This is a genomic window from Brevibacterium sp. FAM 24630 (assembly GCF_049804075.1).
Taxonomy (GTDB): Bacteria; Actinomycetota; Actinomycetes; order Actinomycetales; family Brevibacteriaceae; genus Brevibacterium.
Map to the genome: position 1 here is coordinate 1 of NZ_JBNBZD010000022.1, position 13,668 is coordinate 13,668.

The 13,668-nt window shown below is 65.5% G+C and carries 13 protein-coding genes; 11 read left to right on the plus strand and 2 right to left on the minus strand.

Annotation, left to right across the window (positions count from 1 at the left end; translation table 11 throughout):
- Positions 1 to 205 precede the first annotated feature (205 nt).
- A complete protein-coding gene (locus ACPUD7_RS14445; RefSeq protein ID WP_135537260.1) occupies positions 206 to 1,027 on the minus strand; it encodes an HAD-IIA family hydrolase in 822 nt (273 codons plus the stop codon).
- Between the two features lie 201 nt (positions 1,028 to 1,228).
- Here ACPUD7_RS14445 and ACPUD7_RS14450 point away from each other — a divergent pair, with 201 nt between their 5' ends.
- Both ACPUD7_RS14450 and ACPUD7_RS14455 read left to right on the plus strand, forming a co-directional pair.
- Positions 1,229 to 1,555, plus strand: a complete 327-nt coding sequence (locus ACPUD7_RS14450; RefSeq protein ID WP_135537259.1) for an ArsR/SmtB family transcription factor — start codon at positions 1,229 to 1,231, stop codon at positions 1,553 to 1,555.
- Between the two features lie 47 nt (positions 1,556 to 1,602).
- Positions 1,603 to 2,088, plus strand: coding sequence for an SRPBCC family protein (locus ACPUD7_RS14455; RefSeq protein WP_135537258.1), 486 nt, complete (start codon positions 1,603 to 1,605; stop codon positions 2,086 to 2,088).
- 110 nt (positions 2,089 to 2,198) lie between these two features.
- Here ACPUD7_RS14455 and ACPUD7_RS14460 read toward each other — a convergent pair whose 3' ends face one another.
- The gene (locus tag ACPUD7_RS14460; protein WP_135537257.1) at positions 2,199 to 2,549 is read right to left on the minus strand and encodes a histidine phosphatase family protein; all 351 of its coding nucleotides are present in this window, start codon (positions 2,547 to 2,549) and stop codon (positions 2,199 to 2,201) included.
- Positions 2,550 to 2,692: 143 nt separating this feature from the next.
- Between ACPUD7_RS14460 and ACPUD7_RS14465 the strand changes: the two genes are divergently transcribed.
- The 9 genes from ACPUD7_RS14465 (at position 2,693) to ACPUD7_RS14505 (ending at position 13,548) form a co-directional block, all read left to right on the plus strand.
- Complete coding sequence (locus ACPUD7_RS14465) at positions 2,693 to 3,217, plus strand: MaoC family dehydratase (protein WP_135537256.1); 525 nt, start codon at positions 2,693 to 2,695, stop codon at positions 3,215 to 3,217.
- 8 nt (positions 3,218 to 3,225) lie between these two features.
- Positions 3,226 to 4,029 carry an HpcH/HpaI aldolase/citrate lyase family protein gene (locus ACPUD7_RS14470; protein WP_135537494.1) on the plus strand — a complete coding sequence of 268 codons (804 nt, stop codon included), beginning with the start codon at positions 3,226 to 3,228 and terminating at the stop codon, positions 4,027 to 4,029.
- 20 nt (positions 4,030 to 4,049) lie between these two features.
- Complete coding sequence (locus tag ACPUD7_RS14475; RefSeq protein ID WP_135537255.1) at positions 4,050 to 4,715, plus strand: peptide deformylase; 666 nt, start codon at positions 4,050 to 4,052, stop codon at positions 4,713 to 4,715.
- Between the two features lie 46 nt (positions 4,716 to 4,761).
- Complete coding sequence (locus ACPUD7_RS14480; RefSeq protein ID WP_135537254.1) at positions 4,762 to 5,976, plus strand: hypothetical protein; 1,215 nt, start codon at positions 4,762 to 4,764, stop codon at positions 5,974 to 5,976.
- A 135-nt stretch (positions 5,977 to 6,111) separates the two neighbouring features.
- On the plus strand, positions 6,112 to 6,642 hold the full coding sequence (gene msrA / locus ACPUD7_RS14485; protein ID WP_135537253.1) for a peptide-methionine (S)-S-oxide reductase MsrA: 531 nt from the start codon (positions 6,112 to 6,114) through the stop codon (positions 6,640 to 6,642).
- Entirely contained in the window at positions 6,630 to 7,499 is an 870-nt protein-coding gene (locus ACPUD7_RS14490; protein WP_240689524.1) for a nitroreductase family protein, read from the plus strand. Before msrA ends, ACPUD7_RS14490 begins: the two co-directional genes overlap by 13 nt.
- A gap of 89 nt (positions 7,500 to 7,588) precedes the next feature.
- Positions 7,589 to 8,812 (plus strand): MFS transporter, encoded by a 1,224-nt coding sequence (locus tag ACPUD7_RS14495; RefSeq protein ID WP_135537492.1) that lies wholly within the window; start codon positions 7,589 to 7,591, stop codon positions 8,810 to 8,812.
- A 101-nt stretch (positions 8,813 to 8,913) separates the two neighbouring features.
- Entirely contained in the window at positions 8,914 to 12,762 is a 3,849-nt protein-coding gene (locus tag ACPUD7_RS14500) for an efflux RND transporter permease subunit (protein WP_425120281.1), read from the plus strand.
- A 24-nt stretch (positions 12,763 to 12,786) separates the two neighbouring features.
- Entirely contained in the window at positions 12,787 to 13,548 is a 762-nt protein-coding gene (locus ACPUD7_RS14505; protein ID WP_425120282.1) for a CPBP family intramembrane glutamic endopeptidase, read from the plus strand.
- Positions 13,549 to 13,668 lie beyond the last annotated feature (120 nt).

The following is a 13,668-nucleotide window of genomic DNA, read 5'->3' on the forward strand; positions in this document are numbered from 1 at the left end:
GGCAGACGAAGAACGCGTCGAGGTGGTCGAAAGGGACTGGTCGCATGATGGGCTCCTTCTCAAGTGCTGTCCCGACCCGACCGTGCTGGTCAGGCCGGGTGTTGCACTAGAAGATAGAAACCGCCCGCTTGAAAGTATCCGATAGTGACCTATGTTTTTGGGGGCATCGCGTCCTGGGCCAGCGAACCAGCGGGGCCAGCGAGTCTCAGGCGGAGCCGGTGACGTCCGGGCCGAGCTCGCTGCGCGCCTCCAGTGGGACGTCGAGGAGCTCGTGGACTCCGTCGACGATCTCGTTGGGGCGGAACGGGAAGGCGCGGACATCCTCGACGGTGGAGATTCCCGACAGTACGAGCACGGTGTGCATGCCGGCTTCCATGCCGGCGATGATGTCGGTGTCCATGCGGTCTCCGATCATTGCAGTGCTCATCGAATGCGCGCCGATCTTGTTCAGGGCTGAACGGAACATCATCGGATTCGGCTTGCCCACCACGTAGGGATCGCGGTTCGTCGCCTTCGTGATGAGAGCGGCGATGGCGCCGGTGGCCGGAAGGACACCCTCGGGGCTGGGGCCGGTGGCGTCCGGGTTCGTGACGATGAAGCGGGAACCGGCATCGATGAGGCGGATCGCCTTCGTGATCGCTTCGAACGAGTACGAATGCGTTTCGCCGACGACGACGAAGTCCGGGTCGTGTTCGGTCATGACGAACCCAGCTTCGTGGATAGCCGTCGTCAGCCCCGCCTCGCCGACGACATAGGCGGTGCCGTGATCGACCTGATTGGACAGGAAGTCCGCGGTGGCCATGGCCGAGGTCCAGATGTTCGCCTCGGGGACGTCGAGTCCGTTCGAACGCAGCCGGGCCGAGAGGTCTCGGGCGGTGTAGATCGAATTGTTCGTCAGCACCAGGTAGGGGATGTCAGCCTGCCGCCATTGGGCGAGCAGTTCAGCGGCCCCGGGCAGGGGGTTGTTCTCTTTGACCAGGACGCCGTCCATATCGGTCAGCCAGCATTCGATCGAATCGCGATCCATGTCTCTCCTCGAACTCAGGGGTGGGCCGAAACGGCACACTCCCAGCCTAGTCGGAATCGATGCCCCTGCCGGAAACGAATGCCGGGACGGATCCGGTCGGCCGAGACGGGGGGCGATCACGTGAACACTGACCGTGCAGAACCCTTGACACCTGCATTGAGGACTGTATTGTAGGCGGTACTTAATTAAGTAGGTGCTTCAATGACTTTGGATCTCGTTTTCGGGGCTCTGGCCGACCCCACGCGCAGAGCGATCATCGATCGACTCCGTGATGGGGATTTGAGTTCGGGAGAGCTGGCGGATCCGCTGCCGATCAGCCGGTCCGCAGTCTCCCAGCACCTCAAGGTGCTCGAGAGTGCCGGCCTGATCACGAGGTCGAAGAGCGCCCAGAGACGAATCGTGTCGCTGAACGTCGATAGGCTGTCCGCTGCAACCGGCTGGCTGCAGGCCGCTCACGACGAATGGCAGCAGCGATTCGACAATCTCGACCAGGTTCTGGCCGCCGACCAGCAGGCTGAGACGTCCTGAACCCGTGCAGTCCTATACGGAAGATGATCGACTCAAGGAGGAGCATCATGAACACGAATGACACCACCGCCGACACGAACCCGACCGAGACCGAGGAGCCCGGCTTCACCATCGTCCGCGATTTCTCCGCACCCCGCGCACAGGTCTGGCGGGCCTGGACCACCCCGGACGTCATGGCCCGCTGGTTCCACCCGGAGACCCTCGTCACCCCACGCGACTCGGTGAGCGTCGACCTCCGCGAAGGCGGCCTCTACGCGTACACGATGGTCATCGAGGAGACCGGTCAGGAGTTCCCGGTCGCCGGCAGATATCTGCGCGTCGAGCAGCCCCGGCGGTTGGACTTCACCTGGGGCAGTCCCGAGGAGATCGACGCATCGCCGCGGGTGAGCATCGAATTCGACGAGATCGACGAGGCCACCACCCGCATGACATTCTCCGTGACCGGCATCCCGAACGATTCCGGTTCCGAAGCGAGCGCCTACGACGGATGGAACTCTGCATTCAGAGTCCTCGATGCAGAGCTCGGCTCCTGAGCCGAGACCGGAAACAGCCTGCCTCGGCCCGCCGGGAATGAGGCAGCAGCGCTCATCCGCCCAACAGTCCGCAGCGTCCGCACGAAACATCACAACGACCGTGGATCGCCTCAGACATCGTCGAGGTGGTCCACGGCCGCCAGTGTGCGCAGAGTGCGGTTGCCGAACACGTCATCCTCGACCAGCTCGGTGATGCACCCCGGTGAGGCCGCGAAGGCTGCCCGTCCCATCGCCTCGAGCGGCAGCTGCAGCCAGCGGCCGACGACGAAGGTGTGCGAGAACCCATGAGTGACCACCACCTGGTGGTCACGCGGGCGCGTCAGAATCCGGTCCATCGCCGCATAGACGCGGGCACCCGCCTCACGCCGGGTCTCCGCGCCTTCGATGCCTTCGAAATGATCGAGGCGCAGATCGTGGCCGCAGGGCCCGGCCGGCACGGGAGGGAAGACAACCGTCGACATGGTGCTCGGACTCCGGGTGGGTGGCGACGTAGAGCGTGCGCACAATGGCCATGATGGGTGTGAGCCTACCGAAACCCGGCCCTGACTCGCAGCGGGCCGGAGACAGACGATAAGCTCAAATCACGACGAGTGAGGAGTGACACATGAGTGAGAAGGTCATCGAACAACGAGGTCTGTGGCTGGACGAGATGGAAGTCGGAGCGACCTACAAGCATGCGCCGGGGCGCACCATCACCGAGGCGGACAACACCTGGTTCACCGCCGTGACCATGAATACGCAGGCCCTCCACCTCGACGCGGCCTTCGCCGAGACCGAGCCCTTCGGCCAGCGCCTCGTCAATTCGATGTTCACCCTGGCCACCCTCATCGGCCTGTCCGTGACCCAGCTGACCCAGGGCACGATCGTCGGCAACCTCGGCTTCTCCGAGGTCAGCTTCCCGGCACCCCTGTTCCACGGTGACACGCTCTACGCGGAGACGACGATCCTCGACAAGCGCAACTCGAAGTCCCGTCCCGGGCAGGGCATCGTCACCCTCGAACACCGCGGCTACAACCAGGACGGCACCCTTGTGGCCAAAGCCGTGCGTCAGACCATGATGTTCGACTCGAGCCACGCGAAGGACGCGGGACACGCGACCGCAGACGACCAGACCGAATCAGGAAAGTGAGCACTCCCATGGCCCTCGAGTTCAAACCCGCCTGGCTCTTCTGCCCCGGCGACCGCCCCGACCGGTACACGAAGGCCGCCGAACGCTCCGACATCGTCATCCTCGACCTCGAAGATGCGGTCAACGACGGGGACAAAGCCGCTGCACGTGAGGCGATCATCGACTTCCCGCTCGACCCCACGCGTACGGTCGTGCGCATCAATGCCAGGGATTCGGACCACCTCGGCGAGGATCTCAAGATGCTCGCGCAGACCGAGTACACGGCCGTGATGCTGCCGAAGTCCGAACGGGGCACCGACCTGACGATCCTCGCCGACTACCAGGTCATCGCGCTCATCGAAACCGCGCTCGGGGCCGTCAACGTCGCCGAGATCGCTGCGGCCCCGAACACCTTCGCGCTCATGTGGGGCTCTGAGGACCTCATCGCCGATCTCGGCGGAGGATCCTCGCGCACCGCCGACGGCGCCTACCGTGACGTGGCCAAGCACGTGCGCAGCCAGACCCTGCTGGCTGCGCGTGCTCACGGCAAGTACGCCCTCGACTCGATCTGGGCCGACATCCCCAACCTCGAGGGGCTGGCGGACGAGGCCGAGGACGCCGTGCAGTCCGGGTTCTCCGGCAAGGTCTCCATCCACCCCAACCACGTGCCCGTCGTCCGGGACGCCTTCCGTCCCAGCGAGGAACAGCTGACCTGGGCGAAGTCCGTCCTCGAACTCGCCACCACGGAGAAGGGCGCGTTCGCGTTCGAAGGCAAGATGATCGACGCTCCGCTGCTCAAGCACGCCGAACTCATCGTCGCCCGCGCGGACTGATCCACGGAGGGACACGGAAGATGCACGAAGCCGATGCGATCATCGCCGACCAGATCCGCACCGTCCTCGCCGCCGCCGAGGCAGGCGGCGGGATCGCGGACATCGTCGAGGCCGGCGACCCGGCGCTGCGCGCTGAAACCCGTCCCTTCGACGGACAGGTCGACGACGCGGAGCTGGCCAAGCTCGCCGAGGTGATGCGGGCGACCATGCTCTCAGCCCCCGGCGTCGGCCTCGCCGCCCCGCAGGTGGGCATCGGCCTGTCGATGTTCGTCGCCGAGGATCCGGGAGCTCGGGACCCGGAGGTCGCCGCGGCACGCCAGCGCGAGCCGATGCCCCTGCGCGTGGTCCTCAACGCCGAGTACGAGCGGGCCACCGGTGAGGACGTCGCCTTCTACGAAGGCTGCCTGTCGATCCCCGGATACCAAGCCGTCGTCGCTCGCCCGCGTGAGGTCGAACTGCGCGGCACCGCTGTGGACGGCGAGCCCATCGCCGAGGTGGTGACCGGCTGGTCCGCCCGCATCGTCGCCCACGAGACCGACCACCTGTCCGGAATCCTGTTCCTCGACAAGGCCGAAATGCGGTCGTTGGCGACGAACGACTCTGTGGCGAAATTCTGGAATCAGCCCTCGACGCAGAAGGCCGCCGCCGAACTCGGCTTCGCCCTGCCCAGCGGCATGGTGATGTGAGGACGGTTCCCACCAATAACACAGGTGAACATGCTGGGATGAGGGCATGCGTCTTCCCGACATCCCCCAGCGTCATCACCGAATCGTCCGCACTGCCGCCACGCTGGCGGCAGCGTCCCTCGCGCTGGTCCGCAGGCGTGACGTCTCGGCCGAGAACCAGCGGTGCCTGCGGTTGGGCACCGCATTGGCAACCGGCGGTCTGACTTGGCTCACCGGAACCACCGCGTTCCTCGGCAAGGTCGGCGGATCGAGCGGCATCGATGAATTCCTCGAATCCTTCACAGGCCGGGGCACCGGGCCGGTGAGCTACTCCTATGAAGTCGACGCAGAGGGCCGCACCGGAGGGCGTGAGGGCGGTGTCGACCCCGAAGCGTGGTGGGATGAGCGCGCGGACCTGAAGTCACCGAGATTTCTCAATGCAGCCACCGCAGTGGCGGCCGGGGCAGCCGGCTGGGCATTGTGGCCTTTGACAGAGAACATCGCCGCGGCCGTCGACAAGCGGCTGCCGAAGGGCGTGGGCCGTGGGCTCAACGCCGTGGCCAGCGGCGGGCTCGTGGCACTGACCGGTGCGGTCATCGACACGGTCGGATCCTGGGCCGACGACGGCGAGGAGACGAACTGGGCCCCGGTCGAAATCGAGCTGCCCGCTCATATCCGCGAATCGGTCGAGCTCCTGCTGTCCCAGCCGCACCCGAATTCCCCTTCCACCGCCGAGGCGGTCCGCAAGCAGTTCGACTCCGCGCAGTTCTTCGTGTGGGTGACTTACCCGGACTCTCTCCATTCGGGGGACGAGCCGGTCCGCCTCGACTCCCAGCAGCTTGCGCAGGTGCTTGAAGGAGAAGACATCGTCTCGATCGAAGTTCGTCCCCGCACGGTGAGTCCTTCAATCGTGCCGGCCATGCAGACCTACCCGATCACCGGTCTCACCTGTGTCGCCGACCATGCCGATGACAGTGCGGACCGGGCAGCCGGTGGTGAGGCGAAGGGCAGCATGGAACTCAGCATCGAAATCGTCGACGGGCGCCTGAACCGATTGGACCTGGGCGAACCGATTGCGGACACCGACGCAGACATGCTCACCGCCGCGGCCCTGCGCGACTCCGTGCCGGGCACTCTCCACCCCGAGGAGACCGGCGACGAGGACGAAGCCGCCTACTGGTCGAGTCTCGAGATCACGGACGAGGTCTTCGACGAACAGGTGCACACGCTGGAGTCCTGGCCGCGACCGGAGGAACTGAGCATCCGCGTCGACGGGCAATGAGCCGGAGGGCCCCGTCATTTTCGAGAAGACGGCCATTTTCGAGCAGACGGCCGGCCCCGACGATGACCCGATCGAGAGTCGAAGGCAGGCGGAGTCTGCCGGGAATAACTCGCGTGTGTCATCGTTATACGAGTTATGAGCGATCTTCGTACCCTCACCCTCGGCGCCGGCTGCTTCTGGTGCCTCGACGCCGTCTACCAACGGACCACCGGCGTGAGAGAAGTGATCTCCGGATACACGGGCGGTCATACCGACGATCCCCGCTACCGTGAGGTCTGCAGCGGCACCACCGGTCACGCCGAAGCACTCCAGGTGACCTTCGACGCCGATATCGTTCCCGAAGAGGTCATCCTCGGGCTCTTCTTCACCGGACACGACCCGACGAGCCTCAACCGGCAGGGCTACGACGTCGGCACCCAATACCGTTCGGCGATGTTCTATCGAGATGAGGCCGAGAAGCAGCATTTCGCGCAGGCCATCGAATCCGCGCAGGCGCTCTTCGACGACCCGATTGTCACGACCCTCGAACCGCTCGGTACGTTCTACCCCGCCGAGGCGGTCCACCAGGACTTCTACACCGCGAACTCCGACAACGGCTACTGCCGTGTCATCATCGATCCGAAGCTCCACCGAGCCCGCACCGCCTTCGCCGAATGGGTGAGCTGATGGGCGGGCACAAGAAGGGCAAACACAAAGACAAGAAGCACAAGAAGTCCAAAGGCTCCACCGGCAAGGACACGGACCGTGCCTACGATGACGGTGCCTGTCAGGTGACGAAGGAACGCGTCCGCGCGCATTTCCTCGACGGCAACACCGGACCGTGGGCGAAGAACCTCGCCGCCGAGGAGGCGAAGAACGCCCAGCCCGCCGGGGCGGCCGCTGCTGCCGGGAACGGCAGCAGCGAATCCGGGCTGCCGACCCGGCGCGGGCCTGACTACTCCGTGCCGTCATCGATCGACCTCGTCGCCGACCCCGTCCTCCACGCCCTGTCGACGCGTCGTTCCATCTCCAAGGTCGATCCGGAGACCCCGAACGACGCCGACCTGCTCGAACTCATCCGCTCGATCTCCTCGGTCGCCGACCACAAGGGACTGCGCCCCTGGCGATTCCTCATCATCCGCGGAGACGACCGGCACCGCCTCGGTGAAGCCCTCGACGAAGCCGGGGGAGTCAGACGCAAACCCGGCGAGGTCAACCAGAAGCCCCTGCGGGCCGAGCTGCTGCTCGCGCTCGTGGCCTCACCGACGAAGCATGAGAAGGTTCCCGAATGGGAGCAGCACGCCACCGCCGCCGGAGCCGGTCATCTGCTCGAACTCGCCCTGTGGCAGGCCGGCTGGGGAGTGATGTGGCGCTCGGGCACCCTGGCCAACAGCGAACCGGTCCGCCGGCTCCACCGGCTCAAGGATTCCGAACTGCTCATGGGGTGGTTCTACATCGGTGCCGTTCCCGAACGGTACCGACAGCGCCTGGCCACGAGCACCCGACCGCTGCCGTCGCCCGAACAGTTCCTCGATACCCTGTGACAGGCCACGACGACCGGGACCACAGCGCCGTATCACCGGGAGCCGACACCGACTCAACGGCCCCCGCCCTCGAGGACGAGGCACGCCGGCTGCCCAAGGAGATCTACGTCCTCGTGGCCGCGGCATTCATCGTGGCACTCGGCTATGGCATCATCGCCCCGGTGCTGCCGCAGTTCGCAGCGAGCTTCGACTTCGGCGTCACCGCCGCTACGATCGTCGTCTCCTCCTTCGCATTCTTCCGGTTCGTCTTCTCACCGTCGTCGGGCCGCCTCGTCGACGCCTTCGGCGAACGCCGGATCTACATCACCGGACTCCTCATCGTCGCTGCCTCCACCGCGGCCGTGGCCTTTGCGCAGAACTACTGGCAGCTGCTGGTCTTCCGCGGCCTCGGCGGCATCGGGTCGACGATGTTCAGTGTCTCCGCGATGGCGCTCATCGTCCGTCTCGCACCGATCGATGCGCGCGCGAAAGCCTCATCGACCTACGCCACCGCTTTCCTCGTCGGCAACATCGCCGGCCCCGTCCTCGGCGGGGCCATGGCCGGTTGGGGCATGCGCGTGCCGTTCATCATCTACGCCGTCGGTCTGCTGCTGGCCGCGATCGTCGTGCGCGTCTTCCTCGCCTCGACCGCGGCGTTCGGATCCTCGACGAAATCCGGGCGTGCCCGCCTGGAGGCGACGAAGAATGAGAAGCAGCAGGAAGTCATGACCTTCCGCCAGGCGTGGAGCGACTCGGCCTACCGTTCGGCTCTCATCTCTGCCTTCGTCCAAGGCTGGTCGGCGATGGGCATCCGCGTGGCCATCTACCCGCTGTTCGCGATCCAAGCCCTCAAGGCCGACACTGCCGTAGCCGGACTGGCCCTGACCATGTTCGCCATCGGCAACGCCTCAGCTGTGACCGTCGTCGGACGCTTCGCCGACACGCTCGGCCGCAAACCCTTCATCCAATGGGGACTCTTCGTCCTCGGCGTGACCACTGCGGCGTTGGCGTTCACCGACGCGATCTGGGTCTTCTTCGTCTTCTCCGTCATCGCCGGAGTCGGCTCCGGACTGGCCAACCCCGCCCAGCAGGCGACCGTGGCCGATGTCATCGGCCGCGAACGCAAGGGCGGTCGAGTGCTCGCGCGGTACCAGATGGCTCTCGACGGCGGTGCGATCATCGGGCCCATCATCGCCGGTGCGATCGTCGACCGCTTCGACTACTCGTGGGCGTTCCTGCTCACCGGCCTCCTCGGCGTCATCGCTGCGGGGCTGTGGTTCTTCGGTCGTGAGACTCGTCCGCGGCAGGTGCGGGAGACGAAGAAAGAGTCCTGAGGAGTCAGGTTTTCCTCATGTGCCGCCCAGCGGACATTCACTAGGATGGTGGAGTCGACGTGCTGCGTCGTCGCCCTGCCTACGACCAGAAAGTCCCCTCTGTGAGTTTCCTGACCCGGCTGAGCTTGAAGAACCGGGCGCTCATCGCGCTCATCTCCGTCGTTGCCGTGATCTTCGGCGTCATCGGAGCCGGTGCGCTCAAGCAAGAGCTCTTCCCATCCCTCGACAATCCCCAGGCGACGGTCACCGCCTCCTATGAAGGCGCCACCCCCGAGGCCGTCGAATCCGAAGTCACCGACCCGTTGGAAGGTGCGCTGACCGCCCTGCCCGAGGTCGAAGACATGACTTCGACCTCTTCTGCCGGCAGTGCGCAGATCACGGTGAGCACGAAGTACGGCGACGACTCCGACGATGTCGTCAGAGCCCTGCAGCGCGCCGTGTCCCAGGTGCAGCCGAGCCTGCCCGACGGGGTCGAACCCAATGTCATGATGATGGGCACCGACGATATCCCGGTGCTCGCCCTGTCGGTGACCTCCGACGCCGATGAGGACCATCTGGCGGCGAACCTCGAAGACATCGTCGAACCGGAACTGAAGAAGATCGACGGAGTCTCCCAGGTCCAGATCGCCGGTGCGAAGACCAAACAGGTCGAGATCAGCATCCGTCGTGACGATCTCGAGGATGAAGGGGCGAACCTCGACGAGGTGGCCGGAATCCTCCAGTCCAACGGTGTGCCCACCTCGGCGGGTGAACTCAAGGGCGCCGACGGTGCGGCTCCTGTCGAGGTCGGCACCCGGATCCGGTCGATCGATGCGATCAAGGATCTCGTCATCTCCGGCAAGGACGGCCCGATCAAGGTCTCCGACGTCGCGGATGTCGAACTCGTCGACGAACCGGTCGAGTCGATCTCCCGGACCAACGGCCAGCCTTCGCTGTCGGTGTCGGTGATGAAGGAGTCCGACGCGAACACCGTCGATGTCTCGCACGCGGTGGCCGACAAACTGCCCGAGCTCGAGAAGATGATGGGCGAGAACACGAAGTTCGTCTCCGCCTTCGACCAGGCACCCTTCATCGAACAGTCCATCGACGACCTGCTCAACGAGGGCGGACTCGGCCTGATCTTCGCCGTCCTCGTCATCCTCGTCTTCCTGCTCTCGGTGCGGGCGACGATCATCACCGCGATCTCGATCCCGCTGTCGCTGCTCATCGCGCTCGTCGGCCTGTGGATGGGCGGGGAGACTCTGAATATGCTCACCCTCGGCGCGCTGACGATCTCCGTCGGCCGCGTCGTCGATGACTCCATCGTCGTCATCGAAGCGATCAGACGACGGCACGCCTCCGGCGGTGACAAGTTCTCGAACATCCTCGCTGCAGTCTCCGAAGTCGCCGGCGCGATCACCGCCTCGACTCTGACGACGGTCGCCGTGTTCCTGCCGCTGGCGTTCGTCACCGGGCAGACCGGTGAGATGTTCCGTCCCTTCGCGCTGACCGCCACGATCGCTCTCCTGTCGTCGCTGTTCGTCGCTTTGACGATCGTTCCGGTGCTTGCCTATTGGTTCCTGCGCCAACGCGAGTCGAAGGTCAAGCTCACCCGGGCGGAGAAGGCGGAGATCCGCCGCAGCCGCAAGTCGATGCTCGCGCAGTGGCGGACGGAGAAGAAGGCCGCGAAGAAGGCGGAGAAGAACCGCGACATGGTCGCTGCCGGCGCCGACGCCGAAGACACCGCAGCCGTCGACGAGGCCGAAGGGGCACGCGCCGGTGGACCTGTCGGTGTGAGCGCCGACGGCCCGCGCTACGGCGAATCCGAGGACGGCACACAGGAAGTCGACGAGCTCGCCGGAATGCATTCGCCGGTGACACGTCTGCAGAAGACCTACATGCCGGCCATCGCCTTCTCGACGAAGCACCCGCTGGTGATGATCCTCATCGCCGTGCTCGTGCTCGCCGGCACCGGTGCGATGATCCCGCAGCTGAAGACCGAACTGTTCGGCGACACCGGACAGGACTCCCTGCAGGTCTCGCAGGCCTTCGATCCGGGCACCGACCTCGACGAAGCGTCGAAACAGGCGGAGAAGGTCGAAGACGTCCTCGCCGACAACTCTGATGTCGACAACTACCAGCTGTCGCTGGGCGGGACGACATTCGGGTTCACCGATGACTCCTCGCTGACGGGCACCTATATCGTCAACACGAAATCCGGTGTCTCTGCGGAGTCGATCTCCACCGACCTGCAGAAGGACTTCGACGGTCTCAAGGACGTCGGTGAGGTCGAGGTGCTCAGCCAGAGTTCGACACCCGGGGCGCAGACGATCGACATCACGCTCTCGGCCACGGACCCCAAGGAGCTCGAGGCCGCGACGAAGAAGGTCACTGACCAGCTCGAGGGAGTCTCCAGCGCGCAGTCGGTGACCAGCGACATCGAGTCGGTTCAGCCCGTCATCGAGGTCAAAGTCGATCATAAGAAGGCCGCAGAAGAGAACCTCACCGAGGCGGCCATCGGACAGTATGTGCAGCGTGCCATGCACGGTCAGCAGGTGGGCGAGGTCGTCATCGACGATGTCTCCCACTCGGTGCTGCTCTTCGACCGCAATGCCGATACGGTGAAGAAGCTGCGCGATCTGAAGATCCCCGGCAAGCCGAAGGAAGCGGCCCCCGCTCCCGGCGGGGCAGGGGCAGCCGGCGGTGCGGACGATGCCGGCGCAGCCGGTGATGCTGGAGCGGCCGGAGGCGCCGGAGCGGCTGGAGGTGCCGGAGACGCTGGTGCTGCCGGAGACGCTGGCGGTGCGGGCGGTGCCGGTGCGGCCGGCGGCGACCCGAACGCGGGTGCTCCCGCGGTGACCGGGGAGCCGCGGTTCATCAAGCTCGACGATGTTGCGGAGGTCAAGGAGGTCAAGACCGCTCCAACGATCCGTCACACGGATGCGCAGCGTTCGACGACCGTGTCTGTGACCCCGGAGGGTGATGACCTCGGTGCCGTGTCGACAGAGGTGCAGTCCGCTCTCGACGATGTCGACCTGCCCGAATCGGTCAGCGTCGACACCGGCGGTGCGACTCAGGAGCAGAACGACGCGTTCGCTCAGCTGGGCCTGGCGATGCTCGCTGCGATCCTCATCGTCTTCGTCATCATGGTCGCCACGTTCAAGTCGCTGCTGCAGCCGCTGATCCTCCTCGTCTCGATCCCGTTCGCGGCCACCGGTTCGGTTGCGCTTTCGCTCATCACCGACACCCCACTGGGGCTGACATCGATGATCGGTCTGCTCATGCTCATCGGCATCGTGGTCACGAACGCGATCGTGCTCATCGACCTCATCAACCACTTCCGTCTGCGTGGAGTGGATCTGCGCACGGCGGTCGTCCACGGTGCGAGGCTGCGTTTCCGTCCGATCCTCATGACCGCAGCCGCGACGATCTTCGCGCTGCTGCCCATGGCACTGGGTCTGACCGGTGGGGGAGTGTTCATCTCGAAGCCGTTGGCGATCGTCGTCATCGGCGGCCTGGTCAGCTCGACGCTGCTCACGCTCATCCTCGTGCCCGTGCTCTACCTCCTGCTCGAGGGAGTCAAGGAACGGCGTGCGGAGAAGCGGTACGTGAAGAACATGGCCCGCGGCGAGGTCCTCGACTCGGCCGAGGCACGTGCGGAAGCGCCCGATCGGGATTCGACTCGGCCGGAGGACGAGCCGCGGCCGACCGATTCCGGTGCAGCCGCCTCGGTGACGGACGAACCCACACCGGCAGCAGACGAAGGCGGATCCGGAGCAGCAGAGTCCGACTCGGACGAACCCGGCATGGATGAGCCAGACGCGTCCCAACTCGGCACGGGTGAGCCCGGCTCGGATGAACCCAGAACGGGCCGTCCCGGGGCAGCCGGACGCGGCAGCGCGGATTCGGACTTCACACTGCGCAGCCACAACCCGCGTCACGACGACGGAGGCAGCGAACCCAAGCACTGAGCCGACCCGGCTACAGTGGGGTGCATGACGACCGAGCTCGAACGGCAGGAGAGAAAGCGCCTGTGGTTCGAGCTCGGTGTCGTTGCGGCCCTGTCCCTGGGCCAATCGGCCGTCTACGCGGTCGTGCGGCTGGCCGATATCCTCACCCGAGGACCCATCGGCGAAGCCCAAGCCAAACTCAACACCTCGCAGTCCCCGCGGCCCGGCTTCGACCTCATCTACCAGCTGTTCGACATCGGATTCAGCCTCGTTCCCGTCCTCCTCGCCCTCTACCTGCTCACCCGCGATGCCGGGAATCGGAGCCTGAGCGGCCGCCTCGGCGTCGACGGGCACCGACTCCGAGACCTCGGGCACGGCAGTCTCCTCTTCGTCATCATCGGCATCGGCACCCTCGGGATGTACGCAACCGGGAGGGCACTCGGGATCACTGCCGAGCTCCAACCGTCCAACCTCGGCGATCACTGGTGGACGATTCCGGTTCTCATCCTCGCCGCGGCGAAGAACGGCATCCTCGAAGAGGTCCTCATCTTCGGGTTCGGCGCCGACCGTCTGCGGCGGCTGGGATATGGGCCGTGGACGATCATCATCTCTCTGGCGGTCTTCCGGGCCAGCTACCACCTCTATCAGGGGATTGGGCCGTTCCTCGGCAACATCGCCATGGGCATCATCTTCGGCTGGTACTTCCTGCGCCGCGGTCGACTGATGCCGCTGGTGTGGGCGCACTTCATCATCGACGCGGTCGGTTTCCTGGCCCCGGGAGTGCTCACACTCATCGATTTCGGCTGAGGCCCGAACATGCACTCGTCCACACGGATTCATCCTCAGTTCACCGACGGGTCGTCACAGGGCTTCCTGCCGATGGAAGTCTCGATCGGGTGAGCCTTTCCGGGTCGTGCCGTCATCCGG